16 protein-coding genes and 1 other RNA gene are annotated in these 18,214 nt (G+C 70.2%); 12 read left to right on the top strand and 5 right to left on the bottom strand.

What is annotated here, in order from left to right:
• Positions 1 to 67 precede the first annotated feature (67 nt).
• From KSO97_RS18260 to KSO97_RS07710, 3 genes are read left to right on the top strand one after another with little or no spacing between them, the layout of a single operon-like run.
• The gene (locus tag KSO97_RS18260; protein WP_232677562.1) at positions 68 to 1,345 is read left to right on the top strand and encodes a peptidoglycan DD-metalloendopeptidase family protein; all 1,278 of its coding nucleotides are present in this window, start codon (positions 68 to 70) and stop codon (positions 1,343 to 1,345) included.
• Positions 1,346 to 1,390: 45 nt separating this feature from the next.
• On the top strand, positions 1,391 to 1,870 hold the full coding sequence (gene smpB / locus KSO97_RS07705; protein ID WP_232677565.1) for an SsrA-binding protein SmpB: 480 nt from the start codon (positions 1,391 to 1,393) through the stop codon (positions 1,868 to 1,870).
• Entirely contained in the window at positions 1,863 to 2,798 is a 936-nt protein-coding gene (locus KSO97_RS07710) for an amidohydrolase family protein (protein ID WP_232677567.1), read from the top strand. The genes smpB and KSO97_RS07710 overlap by 8 nt, the downstream gene beginning before the upstream one ends.
• On the opposite strand, the gene KSO97_RS07715 is transcribed toward KSO97_RS07710, so the two are convergent.
• On the bottom strand, positions 2,785 to 6,567 hold the full coding sequence (locus KSO97_RS07715) for a SpoIIE family protein phosphatase (RefSeq protein ID WP_232677569.1): 3,783 nt from the start codon (positions 6,565 to 6,567) through the stop codon (positions 2,785 to 2,787). The two genes, KSO97_RS07710 and KSO97_RS07715, sit on opposite strands and share 14 nt — an antisense overlap.
• Positions 6,564 to 6,953 carry an STAS domain-containing protein gene (locus tag KSO97_RS07720; protein ID WP_232677571.1) on the bottom strand — a complete coding sequence of 130 codons (390 nt, stop codon included), beginning with the start codon at positions 6,951 to 6,953 and terminating at the stop codon, positions 6,564 to 6,566. The genes KSO97_RS07715 and KSO97_RS07720 overlap by 4 nt, the downstream gene beginning before the upstream one ends.
• A 126-nt stretch (positions 6,954 to 7,079) precedes the next feature.
• Between KSO97_RS07720 and KSO97_RS07725 the strand changes: the two genes are divergently transcribed.
• The 4 genes from KSO97_RS07725 to ssrA all read left to right on the top strand — a co-directional run bounded on the left by KSO97_RS07725 (position 7,080) and on the right by ssrA (position 10,674).
• A complete protein-coding gene (locus KSO97_RS07725; RefSeq protein ID WP_232677573.1) occupies positions 7,080 to 8,249 on the top strand; it encodes a serine hydrolase in 1,170 nt (389 codons plus the stop codon).
• Positions 8,246 to 9,613 carry an NAD(P)/FAD-dependent oxidoreductase gene (locus KSO97_RS07730; protein WP_232677575.1) on the top strand — a complete coding sequence of 456 codons (1,368 nt, stop codon included), beginning with the start codon at positions 8,246 to 8,248 and terminating at the stop codon, positions 9,611 to 9,613. The genes KSO97_RS07725 and KSO97_RS07730 overlap by 4 nt, the downstream gene beginning before the upstream one ends.
• A gap of 25 nt (positions 9,614 to 9,638) precedes the next feature.
• Positions 9,639 to 10,280, top strand: coding sequence for a maleylpyruvate isomerase family mycothiol-dependent enzyme (locus KSO97_RS07735; protein WP_232677577.1), 642 nt, complete (start codon positions 9,639 to 9,641; stop codon positions 10,278 to 10,280).
• Positions 10,281 to 10,304: 24 nt separating this feature from the next.
• Positions 10,305 to 10,674: a transfer-messenger RNA gene (gene ssrA / locus KSO97_RS07740) on the top strand.
• A gap of 286 nt (positions 10,675 to 10,960) precedes the next feature.
• Here ssrA and KSO97_RS07745 read toward each other — a convergent pair.
• Entirely contained in the window at positions 10,961 to 11,392 is a 432-nt protein-coding gene (locus tag KSO97_RS07745) for an Hsp20/alpha crystallin family protein (protein ID WP_232677584.1), read from the bottom strand.
• 62 nt (positions 11,393 to 11,454) lie between these two features.
• Here KSO97_RS07745 and KSO97_RS07750 point away from each other — a divergent pair, with 62 nt between their 5' ends.
• Both KSO97_RS07750 and KSO97_RS07755 read left to right on the top strand, forming a co-directional pair.
• Positions 11,455 to 11,802, top strand: coding sequence for a MerR family transcriptional regulator (locus tag KSO97_RS07750; RefSeq protein WP_232677585.1), 348 nt, complete (start codon positions 11,455 to 11,457; stop codon positions 11,800 to 11,802).
• A gap of 95 nt (positions 11,803 to 11,897) precedes the next feature.
• Positions 11,898 to 12,302, top strand: coding sequence for a hypothetical protein (locus tag KSO97_RS07755; protein ID WP_232677587.1), 405 nt, complete (start codon positions 11,898 to 11,900; stop codon positions 12,300 to 12,302).
• A gap of 122 nt (positions 12,303 to 12,424) precedes the next feature.
• Here KSO97_RS07755 and KSO97_RS07760 read toward each other — a convergent pair whose 3' ends face one another.
• Positions 12,425 to 13,108, bottom strand: coding sequence for a TetR/AcrR family transcriptional regulator (locus KSO97_RS07760; protein WP_232677589.1), 684 nt, complete (start codon positions 13,106 to 13,108; stop codon positions 12,425 to 12,427).
• 126 nt (positions 13,109 to 13,234) lie between these two features.
• On the opposite strand from KSO97_RS07760, the gene KSO97_RS07765 reads away from it, so the two are divergent.
• The 3 genes from KSO97_RS07765 to KSO97_RS07775 are packed head-to-tail and all read left to right on the top strand — an operon-like array spanning position 13,235 to position 16,835.
• Positions 13,235 to 14,368, top strand: coding sequence for a VOC family protein (locus KSO97_RS07765; protein WP_232677598.1), 1,134 nt, complete (start codon positions 13,235 to 13,237; stop codon positions 14,366 to 14,368).
• Positions 14,365 to 15,312, top strand: coding sequence for a fumarylacetoacetate hydrolase family protein (locus KSO97_RS07770; RefSeq protein WP_232677600.1), 948 nt, complete (start codon positions 14,365 to 14,367; stop codon positions 15,310 to 15,312). The genes KSO97_RS07765 and KSO97_RS07770 overlap by 4 nt, the downstream gene beginning before the upstream one ends.
• Entirely contained in the window at positions 15,312 to 16,835 is a 1,524-nt protein-coding gene (locus tag KSO97_RS07775; protein ID WP_232677602.1) for a bifunctional 3-(3-hydroxy-phenyl)propionate/3-hydroxycinnamic acid hydroxylase, read from the top strand. Before KSO97_RS07770 ends, KSO97_RS07775 begins: the two co-directional genes overlap by 1 nt.
• Here the strand turns inward: KSO97_RS07775 and KSO97_RS07780 are convergent.
• The gene (locus KSO97_RS07780) at positions 16,814 to 18,169 is read right to left on the bottom strand and encodes an HNH endonuclease signature motif containing protein (RefSeq protein ID WP_232677606.1); all 1,356 of its coding nucleotides are present in this window, start codon (positions 18,167 to 18,169) and stop codon (positions 16,814 to 16,816) included. The two genes, KSO97_RS07775 and KSO97_RS07780, sit on opposite strands and share 22 nt — an antisense overlap.
• Between the last annotated feature and the right edge of the window lie 45 nt (positions 18,170 to 18,214).

The following is an 18,214-nucleotide window of genomic DNA, read 5'->3' on the forward strand; positions in this document are numbered from 1 at the left end:
CCGCGCTGCCGTACCGTCGAGGCGTCCACTTCCCCGGACAACTTCCCCGAACGCCGAAGGCTGACCTGTGCGCTACTTCCCCAGCGCGAAGCGCCAGCACCTGGTGGCCAGTGTGGTCGCCGTGGTGTCGCTGGCAGCACTCGCCAACCCGCTCGCCCATGCCGACGAGGACGACCGGCTCAAGAGCAAGCAGCGCGAGGTGCAGAGCCAGATCGATCGTGCCCAGGACAGCCTCGCCGAGGCCAGCCGGGACGCCGCGAAGGCGCAACGTGCCTTCGTCTCGGCCAAGCAGCGCCTCGGGGCGGCGCGGCGCAACCTGAGCGCCGTCACCGAGCGGCTGGTGGCGGCCCGGGAGCGCGACGCCGAGCTCCAGCAGCAGTTGGAGGAGGCCGAGGCCGAGCTGGCCGCCGCGAACGCCGACCTCAGCGACGGCAAGAAGGCGATGCGCGCCCAGCGCGCCGCTGCGCGCGCGAACGTGCTCTCGGTCTTCACCCAGGGCGACCCGCGGCTGCGGGCGATCAACGGCTGGTTCGAGAGCGACAGCGTCAGCGACCTGATGCGGCAGCGCTTCGGCGAGCAGATCGTCGTCGACCGCAACGGCGACCTCTGGCGGCACCTGGCCGACGTCAAGACGCAGCTGGCCCTGCAGAAGCAGCGGGTCAAGACCGCCACCGAGCTCGTCGAGTCCAAGCGCGAGGACGCCGCGGCGCAGCTGACGGCGATGCGCAAGCTCTACGACCAGTCGCGTAGCGCGAAGCTGCGCGTCGACGATCTCGTGACGTCGTCCAAGGCCGCGCAGGTCAAGGCGATCCGCGCCAAGTCGCGCGACCGCCGCCTGCTGGCCGAGCTCGAGCAGCGGGAAGCCTCGATCCGCCAGCGCCTGGTCGAGCTGGCCCGCCAGGCCGCCCTGCGTGCCCAGCGCAACGGCACCGGCTTCACCGGCGACAGCGACGGCTTCCTCAGCTACCCGGCCAACGGCCCGGTCACCTCTCCCTACGGCTACCGGATCCACCCGATCTACGGCTACTACGGCCTGCACAACGGCACCGACTTCGGGGTGCCGTGCGGGGGAGCGCTGTACGCCGGCGCCGCGGGCACCGTCATCGACGTCTACTACGACAGCGTCTACGGCAACCGGCTCTACCTCAACGTCGGCATCGTCAACGGCAAGAACCTCGTGCTGGTCTACAACCACGCCACGAGCTACCGCGTCGGCGAGGGCGCGCGGGTCGGCCGCGGCGACGTCATCGGCTACGCCGGCTCGACCGGCTGGTCGACCGGCTGCCACCTGCACTTCACGGTGCTCGCCAACGGCAATCCCGTCGACCCGATGAACTACCTCTGATCGGCCGGGATCAACCCGGTTGCGCTGCTTTGGGATGATGGTCGGATGGCCAGGGAGCAGGGGCGCAAGCTGATCGCGCAGAACAAGAAGGCGCGTCACGACTACGCCATCGAGGACACCTTCGAGGCCGGCCTGGTACTCCAGGGCACCGAGGTGAAGTCGCTGCGGATGGGCCGGGCGTCGCTGGTCGACGGCTTCGTCGACATCGACCGCGGCGAGGCCTGGCTGCACGGCGTGCACATCCCCGAGTACTCCCAGGGCACGTGGACCAACCACGCGGCTCGGCGCAAGCGCAAGCTGCTGCTCAACCGGATCGAGATCGACAAGATCGAGCGCCGCATCTCCGACAAGGGCCTCACCGTCATCCCGCTCTCGCTCTACTTCCTCGATGGCCGCGCCAAGGTCGAGATCGGCCTGGCGAAGGGCAAGAAGTCGTGGGACAAGCGCAACACGATCGCCGAGCGCACGGCGCAGCGCGAGGTGGAGCAGGCCGTGGGCCGGCGGATGAAGGGCATGCGTGACTGACCGCGCGCCGGCTCCGGTGGGGCTTCACGATCGCGAGCCGGTCGAGCGGACCCGTGCCTTCTGGGAGCGACTCGGGCTGCCCGGACTGTTCGACGTCCACGTGCACTTCCTGCCGCCGTCGATCGAGCGCGCCGTATGGCGCGTCTTCGACGAAGCAGGACCGCTGATCGGCCGCGACTGGCCGATCCGCTACCGCCAGTCCGTCGAGGAGCGGCTGGAGTTGCTGCGCGCCTTCGGAGTCCGGCGCTTCCCGACCCTGCCGTACGCGCACAAGCCGGGCGTCGCGGGCTTCCTCAACGCGTGGTCGCGCGACTTCGCCGCCGAGCACGACGACGTCCTGTGGACCGGCACCTTCTATCCCGAACCGGACGCCGCCGCCTACGTCTCCTCGCTGATCGCCGACGGCGTGGCCCTGTTCAAGGTGCACCAGCAGGTCGGCGGTTTCCACCTCGACGACGCGCACCTGGACGACGTCTGGCCGGTGCTGGAACGCTCGCGCACCCCGGTTCTGATCCACGCCGGGTCGGGCCCCGTCGGCACGGAGTTCACCGGGCCGGCCTCGATGGCCCGACTCCTGGAACGCCACCCGGGACTGGTCGTGATCGTCGCGCACCTCGGGGCGCCCGAGTGCCTGGAGTTCGCCGATCTCGCCGCTCGGTTCGAGTCGATCTACCTCGACACCTCGATGGCCGTGAGCCCGTTCTTCGGCGAGCACTTCGACCCTGCCGTCGTCGAGCGCCTCGCCGGCCTGCGCCACCGGGTGCTCTTCGGCTCCGACTTCCCGACCCTGCCGTTCGCCTACGTCGAGCAGCTCGAGGCCCTCGCCGCGCTGGGGAGTCTCGACGACCGACTGGACGACGCGTGGTTGCGCGACGTCTGCTGGCACAACGCCGCCGCGCTGTTCGCGGAGTCGCTCACTCCCAGGTGAAGGTGCACCAGACCGACTTGCCCTGCGCGAGCCGGTGGATGCCCCACGAGCTGCTGATCGCCTCGACGATGTTCATGCCGCGGCCGTGCTCGTCGTCGTCGTCGGGTCGCTGACGACGCGGGCGCAGCAGGGTGCGGTCGAGTACCTCGAGCAGGACCTGGCCGGCGGCGTCGTCGGTGGGGGGAGTGCAGGTGATGCGCAACGTGATCGGTGGCCGCGCATGCAGCACGGCGTTGGTGACGAGCTCGCTGACGGCGAGCACGGCGTCGCCGATCACCGAGGCGGGTGCGCCGCACTCGTGCAGGTGCTCGGCGACGGCGTCGCGTGCGCGGGCGGGCGCCGAGTCCTCATGATCCAGGCGCAGGGTGGACGTCGCGCCGGTGGGGACCGGGCTCACCCGCACCAGTAGCAGGGCGACGTCGTCGTCCACGGTGTCGCGCGCGAGCCGACTGACGACGGTCTGAGCCAGGTCGTCGACCCCTGCCTGGTGGTGGTCGACGATGAGGGTCTCCAGCCCGTCGATGTCGGCGAAGAGGTCGTGGGCTCGACGCTCGACGAGGCCGTCGGTGTAGAGCGCGAGTGTGTCGCCCGGCTCGATGGCGAGCGTCCGCGGTTCGACGCCGAAGAAGCCGGCTCCCAGCGGTGGCCCGCTCGCCGTCAGGCGGCGGGCGCCGCCGGGGCCGACCACGAGCACCGGGAGGTGCCCGGCGTTGGCGTAGCTGACCGTCTGCTCGCCGGTGTCGACGACGGCGACCACGCACGTGACGATCTGCTCCTCGCGGAGCTCCTGCACGAGCATGTCGAGCTGTTCCAGCAGTTCGGTGGGCGGAAGGTCGATGCTCGCGAACGCCCGCACGGCGGCGCGGAGCTGGCCGGTCGCTGCGGCAGCCCGGACGCCGCGGCCCATCACGTCGCCGATCACCAGCATCGCCCGACCCGCACCGAGGTCGATCACGTCGTACCAGTCCCCACCCACCTGGGTGCCCTCGGTGCCCGCGCGGTAGTGGGTGGCGATCTCGAGCCGGTCGATCTCGACGGTGTGGTCGGGCAGCAGAGCCCGCTGGAGCGCATCGGCGATGTCGCGCTCGCGAAGGGCGGCGGTGTGCTCGGCCTCGGCGGCGATCAATCGCTCCTGGGTGGCGCGCTGCTCGGTGATGTCTTGAAACGAGCCCCGGATGACCCGGCGACCGCCGTCGGAGAGGTCGCCCCGCACGGAGAAGAGCCGCTCGGCGCCGGAGGGGAGCACGGCCCGGGTCTCGTAGGCGATCCGGTCCCCGGGCTGGGCTGCCCTGAGGATCGCCAGCACCCGGTCGACGTCGTCGGGGTGCACGACGTCGGTGATGACGCGGGTTGTCCCGCGTTCGCGCAGGTCGGCCTCGGTGAGCTCCAGCATCGTCATGAACTGGTCGGAGGCGGTGATCGTGTCGTCGTCGAGGTCGATCTCCCAACTGCCCATCGACGCGAGCCGCTGGGCCTGGTCCATCTGGTCGCGGCTGCGCTCGAGCACGTCGCGCACGCGGGCAGCACGGTCGAGCGCGAGGTTGACCCGCACGCGGGCGAGCAGCTCGCGCGCCGAGAACGGCTTGACCAGGTAGTCGTCGACACCGGCGTCCAGCGCCTCGAGAGTGCCTTCCTCGCCCGCACGGGCCGAGAGCATCACCACGGGCACGACGGTGAGCACGGGATCGGCCTGCATCGCGCGCACCAGGCCGAAGCCGTCGAGCCGCGGCATCATCACGTCGGTCATCACCAGGTCGGGGACGTCCTCGCGCAGCAGCTCGAGCGCCTCGATCCCGTCAGCCGCGGTCCGCACCAGGTAGCCCTCCTGGCGGAGCAGGCCAGCGACGTAGCCGCGCATGTCGTCGTTGTCGTCGACGACCAGGATCCGCCCCAGAGCGTCGTCCTCCGACGGTGCCGCGTCGTCGTGCGTCGCGCCGTGGGTCTCGCTCCACGACGCGACGTGGGTCGTCACCCGGGCCTCGTGGCGCTGGGCGACGGCGTCATGGTCGGGGCGTGTCTCGCTGACCTGCTGGGGCGGCAGGTGGTCGCGGCCGCGTGGGACGCGCACCGTGAAGGTCGTGCCGACGTCCAACGTCGAGGAGACCTCGACCGTGCCGCCGTGGGCCGTGACGAGCTCGTGCACGAGCGCGAGGCCGATGCCCGAGCCTTCGTGGGAACGCGAGCGCGCACCGGTGACCCGGTGGAACCGGTCGAAGAGGTGGGGAAGCTCCGTCTCGGGGATGCCGGTGCCGGTGTCGGAGACGCGCAGCTCCACGTGGTCCTCGCGCTCGGCGACCTGCACCGAGACATGACCCTCGAAGGTGAACTTCATCGCGTTCGACACCAGGTTGAGCACGACCTTCGACCAGTGGTCATGGTCGAGGTAGGCCTCCGCCGAGGCGCAGTCGATCTGCAGTCCGAGGCCGACCCGCTCCGCGACGGAGTCGAACATGCTCACCAGCTCGGCGGTGTAGCGCCCGACGTCGGTCGGCACGAACCGTGCGTCGTCCTCGCCCGCCTCGAGCCGGGAGTAGTCGAGCAGCGTGTTGACCAGCTGCAGCATCCGCTGGCCGTTGCGGGTCACCACGCTCAATCGCTCCCGGTGACGGGGGGTCAGCGGTTCGTGGGTATCCCTGAGGGCGTCCTCCGCCGGACCGAGGAGCAACGTGAGGGGCGTACGGAGCTCATGACTGACGTTCGCGAGGAAGTCGGTCTTGGCCTGGTCGAGTGCGGCCAGGGCGTCCGCTCGTCGGCGTTGGTCCTCGATGGCGCGTGCGTCGGTGATGCCGGTGGACAGGTGGCCCGCGATGAGGTCGATGAAGTCCCGGTAGGAGTCGTCGAAGGGGCGGTGCCGGTTCGCCCCGATCACGAGGACGCCGTAGGGGTGGTCCTCGGTGGGCTGGGCGATCGGCGTCACGAAGACGAGCCGAGGCGGAAGCTCCCAGGCGCCGGTGGGCAGCGTCGCCGCCGTCGCCTCGTCGATCTCGACCGTGACGGACTCGCGGTGCCATCCGGCCGCGAGCGGCCATGGACCACCCTCGGCCACGTCGAGCACCGTGGGGAACCGGGGATGAGGGAGCTCGAAGCCGGCGTGGCCCGTCAGGTGCGCGCTCGTCCCGTCCGCGTCGTAGAGGTAGACCGCGACGAACGGCAGCGACGCAGGGTTGGTCGCAAGCCGTTCGCACGCCGCGCGCACGGCGTCGGCGGTCGTCGCGGCCACCCCGGTGCGCACTCCCAGGTCTCGCAGGGTCGTCATCCGACGCTCGGCGATCACCTGGTCGGTGACCTCCGCGACGACGCAGAGCATCCCCGCGATCGTGCCGTCGTCGTCGGGCAGTGGGCTGTAGGAGAAGGTGTGATAGGTCTCCTCGGCGTAGCCGCTCCGCTCCAGGAAGAGCTTGAGCGCCTCGTCCCAGGTCGCCTCGCCGGCCTGCATGACCTGGTCGATGCGGGGCTCGATGTCGGCCCAGATCTCCGACCACACCTCGCTCGCGGGTCGGCCGAGGGCCCAGGGGTACTTGGTGCCGAGGGTGTCGCGACGGTAGGCGGAGTTGCAGAAGAACGTGAGCTCGGGACCCCACGCCATCCACATCGAGAACTTGCTCGTGAGCAGGATGCGGACGGCGTTGCCGAGGCTGAGCGACCACTCCTCGGGAGGACCGACCGGCGTCGCGTCCCAGTCGACGGCGAGCAGGTCGCGTCCCTCCTGACCGGCACCGGCGAGGAACTCGCGCATCGAGCCGCCGTGCGCGCGCTTCGGAGCGCTCACGTCAGGTCCGTTCCGGCCGGCGCGGGCGGGTTCCCCTCGAGGTCGTCGAGCCGATCCACGATCGTGAAGACCCGGTTGAGGGCCGTCAGGTGCAGGAGTCGCGCGACCGGGGGGCTGGGGCTGAGCAGTGCCAGGCCTCCCCGGAACAGGCGTGCCTGGCGCTGCGCACCCACCAGGACGCCGAGACCGGTGGAGTCCATGAACTCGACGCCGCTCAGGTCGATGACGACGTCGGGGCGCTCGGCACCCATGATCCCGCGGAGCGTGAGGCGGAAGGCGGCCGCCGACGTGAGCTCGACCTCCCCGGTCACCCGGACGACGATGCGGCCGCCGACGTTCTCGACGTCGAAGGAGCACCGTCCGGGTGGCTCCGGCGTCTCGGTCATGGGCGGACCTTCTCAGACCGGGGCCGTCCGCGGATTCACCCGTTTCTACGGTGTCGAGCGATCCGCGCTCCTGCTCGGACCTCGGCGCCTCTCGCCACGAACTGGAACACGTTCTAGGGTCTGCGCATGGACGTCACTGTCGATGGAACCTGCGCGGGCGAGTTCGAGCCCCTGCGTGACCTTCTGGCCCGCAATCTCGCCGATGGCACGGACGCCGGCGCCGCCGTCGCGATCGTGCGAGACGGCGAGCTGGTCGCCGACATCTGGGGTGGAGAGGCGCGCCCCGGGGTGCCGTGGGAGCGCGACACGCTCGTGCAGGTCTGGTCGATCTCCAAGACGATGGCGGCCCTGACCGTGCTGACGTTGGCCTCGCGCGGTCAGATCGACCTCGACGCCCCGGCCGCGGAGTACTGGTCGGCCTTCGGCGTCGAGGGCAAGGGCGAGATCCCGGTGCGCCACCTGCTCGGGCACACCAGTGGCCTCCCGGGCTGGAGCGTGCCGGTCTCGGTGGACGACCTCATCGACCTCGAGCACACCGAGGCGCTGCTCGCCGCCGACGCGCCCTGGTACGAGCCCGGCAGCGCGCCGGCCTACCAGCTGATCAACCACGGTCACCTGCTCGACGGCGTGGTGCGCGGTGCGACCGGGCGGCCGCTCGCCGAGATCTTCCACGAGGAGATCGCCGGACCGCTGACGGCCGGGCCGGGCGGCGAGAGCGGCGGCGACTTCTTCCTCGGTGTGCCCTCGGAGCGGCTCGGCGACGTCGCCGACCTGATCGCTCCGACCAGCTCCTCGATCGACTTCGCGGCGCTGCCGCCCGACGCCTTCATCCTGCGCACGGTCGCGAACCCGCTGCTGACGGCGGACGTGTGCAACAGCGAGGCGTGGCGGCGCGACAACGCCGTGGCCGGCGCGGGGGGCCACGCGAACGCGCGCGGCGTCGCGCGGATCCAGGCGGCCATCTCCCACCACGGGGAGGTCGGCGGCGTCCGTCTGGTCGACGAGGCCACCGTCGCGCGGATCTTCGAGATCCAGAGCGAGGGCGTCGACCTGGTGCTGGGCGTCCCGATCGCCTACGGAATGGGCTACAGCGTGCCGACGCCGTCCGCCCCCGCGATCCCGCAGGGGCGGGTGTGCTGGTGGACGGGCTACGGCGGCTCGATCGTCGTCAACGACCTCGACCGGCGCACGACCGTGGCGTTCACGCCTAACAAGCTGCACGACCACATGGTCAGCTCGCCCCGCACCGACGAGTACGTCCGCACCGCCTTCGCCTGCCTGGAGAACACCCGATGAGCACCCAGCACGCCACCCCGCACGTCGCGATCATCGGGGCGGGCTGCTCCGGCATCACGACCGCCAAGCGCCTCAAGGAGTACGGCGTCTCCTACGACCAGTTCGAGATGAGCGACGACGTCGGCGGCAACTGGTACTTCAAGAACCCCAACGGCCGCTCGGCCGTCTATGAGTCCCTGCACATCGACACCTCCACCCAGCGTCTGCAGTTCGAGGAGTTCCCGGCGCCCGCGGACTACCCCGACTTCCCGCACCACACGCTCATCCACGACTACTTCCGCTCCTACGTCGACCACTTCGGCCTGCGGGAGGCGATCGAGTTCAACACCGAGGTGACGCGTGCAGCGCGCATCGGTGGCGACGCCGGCGCGGGCTGGGAGCTCACGCTCTCGACCGGTGAGACGCGCACCTACACGGACCTGATCGTCGCCAACGGCCACCACTGGGCGCCCCGGATGCCGGACTACCCGGGCGAGTTCGACGGCGTCCTCATGCACGCGCACTCCTACGTCAGTCCTTTCGACCCCGTCGAGATCCGCGGCAAGCGCGTGATCGTCGTCGGGATGGGCAACTCGGCGATGGACATCGCCTCGGAGCTATCGAACCGGTGGATGGCCGAGAAGCTCTACGTCTCGGCGCGACGTGGCGTCTGGGTGCTCCCGAAGTACCGCAACGGCGTCGCGGCCGACAAGGTGATGGCGCCACCGGACATCCCCAAGGACGTCGCGCTGGCCGCCTCGCGTGAGTTGATCCGCAACCTGGTGGGCAACATGAGCAACTACGGGTTGCCCGAGCCCGACCACGAGCCGCTCTCGGCCCACCCCTCGGTCAGCGCGGACTTCCTCACCCGTGCCGGGTCCGGCGACATCCACATGCTCGCCGCCATCGAGCGGCTCGACGGCAGCACGGTCCACCTGGTCGACGGGACGTCGGTCGAGGCCGACGTCATCATCTGCGCGACGGGCTACGACATGAAGTTCCCCTTCTTCGAGGTCGACGAGAACGGCGTCGGCGAGGCGGACCTGCACCCCGACAGCGAGCACCGCTACCCGCTGTTCAAGCGGATCATCAAGCCCGGCGTCGAGCACCTCTTCTATGCCGGGCTCGCGCAGAGCTCGCCCACGATCGTGAACCTGGCCGAGCAGCAGTCGAAGCTGATCGCGCAGCTGCTCACCGGGGAGTACACGCTGCCCGACGTCGCCGAGCAGCAGCGGATCATGGTCGCGGACGAGGCGGCGCACTTGGAGCAGTACTACGCCTCGCCGCGGCACACGATCCAGATCGACTTCGCCCGCTACTGCGTGGACCTGAACGCCGAGCTCGAGGCGGGTCGCGCACGGGCGAGCCTTGCGGCGACTTCCTGAAACATCGCCGACCGAGACTGGTGCCATGGACGAGAACGCCGCCTGGGAGTTGATCGCGCGGGAGCGTCGCGCGTTCGCCGACGTCCTCGACGGGTTGGCACCGGAGGACTGGGAGACGCCGAGCCTGTGCGAGGGCTGGAGCGTGCAGGACGTCGTGGCGCACACGATGGTCGGGCCGACGGCGTCGGCGCGGGAGTTCCTCGCAGCCATGCTGCGTGCGCGCTTCCGGTTCGACGCCGCGAACCGCAGGCTCACGGCGTCTCGCCGTCCGCTCGGCCCCGATGGCGTGGTGGCGGTGCTGCGCGAGCACGCGGAGAGCCGCTTCACCCCGCCGACGCACGACTGGCGCGCGCCGCTGACCGACCTGTTGGTGCACCGACTCGACGCGCTGGTGCCGTTGGACGTCGCGGCGCCGGCCTCGCTCGACGTCTGGCCGACCGTGCTGGAGTTCCTCGCCTCGCCCAAGGCGCTGCGCGGCTTCCTCACCGCGCCGTTGCCCGACCTGACCTTCGCCGCGACCGACGTCGAGTGGGGGAGCGGGACGGGTGCTCGCGTCGAGGCGCCGGCCGAGGTGCTGGCCCTGGCGATGACTCGGCGCCACACCAGCCGGCTCGACGAGCTGACCGGACCCGGAAGTCAGGTGCTCAGGACCTGGGCCGCCCGGTAGACTCGGGATCGTCACAACTCAAGAGGGGCTGATCGGTTTCGACTTGGGACGTTAGTTCCAGGGGAAGCGGGTCGAGAAGCCAGCGTCATCTCGTAAACGATCGCTGGAAACCAATAACTGCCAACGCTAAGCGCAGTTCGTTCGCTCTCGCCGCCTGAGCGGTGATCGGACCGTCAGACCGGGCATCCGTCTCCGTCCCGGACCCTGGCGTCATCTAGGAGACTTGCTGGTCGACTGCCGTCGGGGTGGTTGATCGGGACTCAAACCCGACTGAGTCTGTCGGCGACGTGTCAGTGCGAGCGCCGGGACTGAGAAAACGCCTTCACTGACTGCACCCGGAGAAGACCTGGATCGACGCTCGAGGACCGGGGTTCGATTCCCCGCAGCTCCACCACCACGAGGTCTTCGCACAGCGGCGACGACTTCTTCGCACAATGAGCCGGGCCGGCGGGGACGCCGGCTCCAGCCCTCTTGTGAGCGGCGCCTTCCTTCCGGGACGGCGCCGCTCCTGCTGTCGCCGTCGTCGAGCGCGAGCCAGTGGCTCGCGGTCGACTCTCGGCGCTTCTCCAATCTCGTGTCGGGTGGTGAAGGCGAGGCGGTGCTGTCACGTGCGACCGGCCCGCCCGCGCCCGTGAGGACGTCGAGCGGGCCGGGCGCGTGGGACAGCGGCGCCGGCTGCCTCATGAAGTGATGGCGGCATGCTCCCGGTCGTTGGCCAGGGTCTGGATCTGGATCTTGCGGGGCTTGGCCCTCTCCGCCAGCGGGACGACCAGGCGCAGCACGCCATCGGCGTACCGGGCCTCGATGCGCTCGAGGTCGAGGTTGTCGCCCAGAACGAGTTGGCGGCTGAAGTGACCCTTGGCACGTTCAGTGGCGAGCATCTCCCAGTCGCCGTTGCGAGCCACGCGTTCGGCCCGGACGGTCAGGACGTTGCGTTCGATGTCCAGGTCGATGCTGTCGCGCGCGACGCCGGGGAGATCGAACTCGAGCACGAAGGTGTCGTCCTCGCGCCAGGCGTCCATCGCCATGGCTGCAGGACGGTTGGTTGTGCCCAGCAGCTGCTGGGTGATCCGGTCGAAGTCGCGGAACGGGTCAGCGGTACGAAGAAGCATGGTGTCCTCCTAGTCATGTCGAGTCGCCAGATCTCTTCTAGCGAGTGCAGATTTTATGTAGCATGGGAATCAACTCAGGGCAAGGGGAAGTGATGAGCGATTCTCGAACTCCGCTGTACGCCATCTCGGTCGCGGCCGACCTGGCCGAGACCAGCATCCAGAATCTGCGTTCCTACGAACGGCACGGTCTCGTCGAGCCCGGCCGCACCGAAGGAGGAACGCGCCGCTACAGCGATCACGACGTGACGCAACTGCTGCACATCCGCTCGCTGCTCGATCAGGGCCTGAACATCGCCGGCGTGCAGCGTGTCCTGCGCCTGGAAGCGGAGGTTGCCGGCCTGCGCGCTTCTCTCCTCCGCGACGACGCCGGCCCGGCGGACAGCGCCTCGGGCGCACGAGACAGTCGCTAGTCGAGGCACGTGTCGCACGGGAAGAGCGATCTATGTGACGAGATCGACGAGCTCGCCACCTTCGGTCATCGGTCTGCGAGGGCGGATCCGGGTCCGTGGTCGCTGATGTCTTCCCGGATTGGGCTGCCACGGTGCAGGAGCATGTCGGGGCCGCAACCACGCCCGGACGACGGGTGTGGGCCTACATCGAGGCGAACGTCGATCCGTTCGCCAGCTCCGAACAAGCTGTCGCCACCGCATTGGCACGGGTCGTCGACCCGAGCGTTCTGCGCGGGCCGATGAAGGAATTCCACGCCCAGCTCCAGGTGCCGCTGCGAGATGCGCTGACCGCGCTCGGGGAACCGGAGGTCGCGTCGATGGCCGAGATCATCGATGCGCTCGTTGTCCAGGCCGCCCGCTCCGACGGTGAACGCATCCTGTGCAGCGGCGGTCAGCTGCCGCGCGAGCAGGTGCTGGCCCGCCTGCGACGGCTCATCGGCGGGTACCTCGCACTGGACTGACGTGGCGCACGTCGATCAGCCGCTGCTCCGATGCCCGCGCGCAGAACCGCGCCGAGGAGGACGCGAGGAAGATCGCTCGCGCCGCCGATCCGCGTTGCGCGACCGCCACGCATCAGGTCGTGTCAAACAGGCGGACGCGGTCGATCCGGCACCACCCGCGCCACGAGCTCGTCGATGGCGGGCAGCGGGGCACGGCTGATCGCCGTCGCCTCCTCGACCGGGACGCCGAACATCCGGAGCAGGTCCTCGGTCACCTGATCGACCAGGGCCGCGTCGTCGCGGTCGGGGTGGTCGTGGATGGCCTGACCGAGGGCGAGCGCGGCACCTCCGACGACGAGGAGGGCCGAGTACGGATCCGCCAGGGAGAACCGTCCGGTCTCGCAACCGTGCGTGATGTCGCGCAGCGCGCGAGGGCCGAGCCCCAGGTCCGAGGTGATCAGGGTGGTTCCTCGCGACAGGATCACCCGACTCAGTTGCGGCTCGACCCGATGGATGCGCCCGGTCAGGCGGAAGCTGTGCGCGAAGACCTCGGCAGGATCGTCGACGTCGTCGCTCCAGGCGTCCAGCACGACACCCTGCAGTTCCAGGGCCGCATCGACGGCCGCCCGGAAGAGATCGTCCTTGGTGTCGAAGTGGTTGTAGAAGGAACCCAATCCAACGTCGGCGAGCTCGGTGATCTCCAGTACGGCGACGCCGGTCCGGTCCTCGGCGAGCAGCTGTTGCGCTGCTCGGATCAGCGCTGCTCGTGTCTGGGCCCTGCGCCGCTCACCACGGCTGCGCGCCGCCGCCGCGACCGCGTCAGACATGCACTCCTCCTCGCGTCGACCGCAGCCTACTGCTCGGCCACCACAACTGACGGTTTCGTCAAAGACGATTGACGCCCGAGGGATCGTAAGTGATGATTTCGTCATTCACGATGACGAGGGCGAGACATGAACACGCATCACACGCACAGCGATCTGCACAGCGAGCAGGGCGCCCGGCCGGGCGAGCACCCGGGGCGGGCCGCCGACCCCGTCATCAAGGTGCGAGACCTCGCGTGGCTCGAGTTCGAGAAGCCGGACCTGGCGGGCGCGGAGGTCTTCGCGCATGCCTTCGGATTCACGACCAGCTACAAGGACAACGTCGAGGTCCACCTGCGGGGCACCGTTGCTGGGACGCCGGCGGTCATCGTGCGCCGCGGCGCACGGTCCCGATTCACCGGACCGGCGTTCCTGGCCGCCGACGATCGAGACCTCCTGCGCCTGGCTGATCGCGTCGGCGCTGCCGTGAGCGCGCTTCCCGAGCACCTGGGTGGCGCCACCGTCGACACCATCGACCCGAGCGGCGCTCGTGTGCGTGTCGTCGCGGGGTGCCACGAGCTCCCGACCCTTGCATCCCAGGCCCCGCTGGTGGTGAACGCGGGCGCCGAGACCCGCCGGACCAACGCGACCCAGCGTCCGGCGCGCGTGCCGGCCCAGGTCGAGCGGCTGGGGCACGTGGTGCTGCAGTCGACCCGCTATCGGGAGGCGCTGGACTGGTATCTGCGCCACCTCGGGCTCATCGTCAGCGACTTCCTCTACTACGAGGGCCAGCGGCATAAGGGCCCGACCATGAGCTTCATCCGGTGTGATCGCGGCAGTGAGCCCGTCGACCACCACACACTCGCCATGACGTTGGGTCCACGGACCCGGTATGTGCACTCGGCCTACCAGGTCGCCGATCTGGACGCGCTCGCCGCCGGCGGGGAGTACCTGCTCGATGCCGGCTACCACCGCTCCTGGGGCATCGGCCGACACATCCAGGGGAGCCAGATCTTCGACTACTGGCGCGACGACAAGGGGTTCCTGGTCGAGCACTTCACCGATGGCGACCGGTTCGACAACACCCTCGAGCCCGGCTGGGCCCCGATGACCGCGTCGGGGCTGGCGCAGTGGGGGCCGCCCGCCTCGGCCGACTTCCTCGGCATCAGACCGGGCCGCGAAGCACTCGGCGAGGCCCGCTCCATCCTCTCCGCCCTGCGGAGGTCCGACAACGAATTCGACATCACCCGCCTACGCGGGCTCCTGAAGGTGGCCAACTCATGAGCATCGACATCATCCGCACCGGAGACCGCTGGTACGTCCAGAAGTCGGAGACGACGGGCACGCTCGTCGACACGGATGCGGCCACCACGGCCGAGTTGCTGGGAGCCCACGACGCCATCGCCGCGGCGGTTGCCGGAGCCGATGCTGCGCTTCCCGGCACGCCGCTTCAGTCTCCGGTCACGGCGCCGTGTCGGGTGGTGGCGCAGATGACCAACTTCGTCAGCCACATCACGGACTCGGGCATGAACCCCGACGTGGTGCCGATGACGTTCTTCCGCAAGACCTCGCACTCGATCAGCGGCCCTGTCGACGACATCGTGAAGCCCGACCACGTGCGCTTCCTCGACTACGAGGTCGAGGTGGGCCTCGTCATCGGCGAGCCGGTCCCGGTCGGGACGACGATCACTCAGGCGACGATCGCCTCGCACGTCGCGGCGCTCGTGATCACCAACGACGTATCGGCGCGAGACCTGCAACTGCCCAAGACCCAGTTCTTCGAGGCGAAGTCCTACCCGACATTCACCCCGACGGGTCCGCGCCTGGTCGTGCTGGAGGCGGGGGACTGGAACCACTTCGAGCAGCTTCGGCTGACCCTCTCCGTCAACGGGGAGACGCGCCAGGACGCGGTCGTGGGGAAGGACATGCTCTACAAGCCGTTGGAGGCGCTCCGGGGCTTGGCCCGGTTCCAGCCCCTGTCCACCGGCGACCTCGTGCTGACCGGGACGCCTGGCGGCACCGCGCTCGTCGCCCCACCCAAGCCGATCGAGATCATCGGCGCGCTGCTGCCGCCGGCGGTGAAGTGGAAGGCGTTCTTCAAGGCCCAGGCCAAGAACCCGAAGTACCTCGCGGACGGCGACGTCGTCGAGGTCGCCGTGCGCACCGACGACGGCGCCCTCGACCTGGGACGGCAGCGCAGCACGGTGCGACACTCACGGAAGCCCTGATGGCCGACGACGCAGCCGAGCCCCAGGTCGTGGTCGTCGGCGCAGGGCCGACCGGGGTCAGCGCGGCCATCCTGCTCGCCCGTGCCGGCGTGCGGACTCTCGTGCTTGAGCGGTGGAGCGACGTCTTCGCCCAGCCGCGGGCGGTGCACCTGGACGACGAAGTGCACCGCATCCTGGGCGCGTTGGGTGTCGCGGAGCGCTTCGCCGAGATCTCGACCCCAGGGGCCGGGCTCCGGCTGCTGTCGCCCGCCCATCGCACGCTGGCCCAGTTCGATCGCACCGACCCCCGAACCTCGAACGGCTATCCGCAGGCGAACATGTTCGACCAGCCCGACCTGGAGGTGCTCCTGCGTCGCCGCATGCAGGAGCTCGATCTCGTCACCTTCGTGGGCGGGGTCGACGTCACCGCCGTCCGCTGGGATGCGCCGACCGGGCCCGAGGTGGAGTACGTCCAGCGAGGGGACGGCGAGAGGCACGTCGTCCGTCCCCGATTCGTGCTCGGGTGCGACGGCGCGAACAGCCTGACCCGGGCTGCCATCGGCGCGACGATGCGCGACCTCGGGTTCGGCGAGCAGCGCTGGCTCGTCGTCGACGTCGCCACTCCCCGGGACCTCGGTCACTGGGGCGGCGTGCATCAGGTGTGCGACAGCCGGCGGGCAGCCACCTACATGCAGATCGGCCCATGTCGGCACCGCTGGGAGTTCCAGCTCCTCGACGACGAGACCGCCTCGGACTTCACGACGCTCGAAGACCTCGCCCACCTCCTGGCGCCCTGGGAGACCGACCTCGGCGACCTCGAGGTCCTCCGGCTGGCGGAGTACACCTTCCGCGCGCAGCTCGCCGACACGTGGCGCCGCGGGGACGTCTTCATCGCGGGGGATGCCGCGCACCTCACGCCGCCCTTCATCGGGCAGGGGATGGGTGCCGGCATTCGCGATGCCGCCAACATCGCCTGGAAGATCGCCGGCGTCCTCCACGGTGAGCTCTCGCCCGAGGTGCTCGACAGCTACGAGCGAGAGCGCGCACCCCATGCACGGTCCATGATCCGGCTGGCGACCTTGGTGGGTCGCTCGATGACCGGAGGGGGCCGTCTCGGTGACGGGCTGCGCAGGCTCGCACTGCCGCTGCTGCCACGCCTACCAGGCCTGCGCAGCCGGGTCGTGGAGAGTGCGACTCCCCGTCTGTCTGCCTCGGCGGTGAACCGGCGTGGCGCGTTCGGCCGCGGTCCGGCGGGGAGCCTGTGCCCCAACGCCCTGCTGGCCGCGGGCGGTCGGCTCGACGATCTATCGCCCTACTCCTCCCTGCTCCTCCACCAGTCGTCGGTCGCCACGACAGCGGCCGGGCTCGCCGGTTCACCGGTACGCCTGCTCGACGTCGGAGAGTCGCCCGAGTTGGAGCGTTGGCTGGGAGACGCGGAGGCGGCCCTGGTGCGCCCCGACCGGTATGTGCAGGTCGTCGGCGACATCAGATCGGTGATGGAGCAGGCGCCGGCGTGCTCTGCTCAGAGCAGACGGGTGCCGTGACGCGTCACCAGGTACTCGAACCCGTGAGGCGTGCTCCAGTGCACGACCCCCGGCTCGACGACGGCGGGCAGATACCCCGCATGGGTCTTGAGTCGATGGTGGTGGCGGCAGAGCGCGATCAGGTTGTCGCTGGACGTCGGTCCGCCGCGCGCGTGGGGGATCACGTGGTCCTTGTCGGCGCGACTCGCCGCCCGGCCGCAGTGGGGGAAGCGGCAGGTGACGTCGCGTAGCTCGACCTGCCGAGCGAGTGCGGCGCTCGGCCGGTATCCGTCGCTGCGGGCCGTCTCGTGGAGGTCGATCACCGGGTGGACGGTGATCGCCGTGCTCGGGCGACCGCACCACGCCGCCACGGCGTCGGCGAACACCGGCGTCGGGGTGGCCCCGAGCGAGTGGCCGATGCCCGCCAGGACGTCGGTGCCGGCGAGCGCCGCGTCGGAGAGATGTACGACGAGGTGCACCCGACGGGCGGGCGCCTCGGCGCCGTCGGCCGCGCCGCTGCCGTCACCCGGCATCGACGCGAGGAGGGCCGCCGCGGAGGCGGGGTCGGAGAGGAGGCCGAGCGCCCGCGCGCGTCGGTACTCCTGCGGAGCGTCGACCGGGATCGTCTCGTCGTAGACGTCGATCACGGCGGCGAGCCGGGTCAGTGTGCGATCGAGATCGTCGAGCTCGGCGTACTCGCCGCAGGCAGCGAGGTGGGTCAGCCCGGTCTCGGTGATGTAGCCGGTCTCGACCCGGACGTACATCGCGTCGAGTCGTTCCAGGGATGCCGCCTCGACCTCGTCGGGATAGAGCGCGATCATCGCCGACCGGATCGCGCGGGTGAGGGCGACGGTGCCGAGCGTCTCGGCGCGATCCGCCACGGCGGCGTCGACGTGTGCGCAGACGTCGTCCGGCGCGCCGGCGACCGCCGTGGTGATCAGGCGTGCTCGCCAGGCCGGCACCGCGCCGGCGCGGACGCGCGCCCACGTCGACGGGAGCCGATGGGCGAGGATCAGCGCGTCCCGCAGGATCGTCGAGGCGGCGACGGTCGAGATGTTGGCTGCCGCCCCGAACGCCGCGGGTGCGTCCCACGCGACGCGAGGCAGGCCCGCCCACGCCGCGGAGTCCAGCGGCTCCTCAGGGTCGATGCCGACGAAGTGCGCCGCCAGCACGTGAGCCGCGACGCGCGGGGTCGGCACGATCTCACCGGTGCGCTCGTCGACGAGCGGGTGCGCATGCGCCCACTGCACGGCGAGCTCGAGCACGGCGATCTCGTGGCGCTGTGCGGCCGCCCGATGCTCGGCCACGGCGGCGAGCAGGCCGGTCTCGGAGAGCTCGGTCGTCGCGATGGGCATGGGGAGATTCTACCCGAACATATGTTCGAATACCAGTATGATGTG

The organism is Nocardioides sp. R-C-SC26, assembly GCF_021246465.1.
Taxonomy (GTDB): Bacteria; Actinomycetota; Actinomycetes; order Propionibacteriales; family Nocardioidaceae; genus Nocardioides.